1 protein-coding gene is annotated in these 431 nt (G+C 38.5%); it reads right to left on the bottom strand.

The genetic code is table 11. The annotated features are described in order from the left end of the window. A partial coding sequence (locus HC176_RS16715; protein ID WP_245234940.1) for an ATP-binding protein occupies positions 1–431 on the bottom strand: 431 nt, incomplete at both ends.

Below are 431 nucleotides of genomic sequence, written 5' to 3'. Positions count from 1 at the left end.
GATTCCCTTGTCGGTCACACTTATTGCCACCTCACCTTTTTTGCTCTCATAGATCCTGACCTTCACATTTTTTTTCTCGGGAGAATATTTTACGGCATTAGTTACAAGATTTATAATTACCTGCCCAATTCTGTCCTTATCCACTTCCACCTCAAAACTCGCCTCTTGCTCTATTTCAATACAATGTTCAATTTCAGTTCGATTTATATCCTCTATGGTTTCTTCGACCAGTTCATTGAGGTTAAGCTTTTTCTTTTTTAGATCGAGCCTACTTTCTTCGATCCTGGAAAGGTCAAGAATTTCAGAAATAAGTCTTGTTAATCGGGCTACCTGTTCATCAATACGCTTTAATGAAGGTTTAACCGGAAGAGTATTTAGATCCTGATGTTCTTGCTCCAGTAATGAGAGCAGTAGCTGCACGTATCCTTTTA

This window comes from Tamlana crocina (assembly GCF_012037625.1).
Note: the sequence above shows the minus strand (reverse complement) of the source record. Positions and strands in the feature narration are given on the sequence as shown.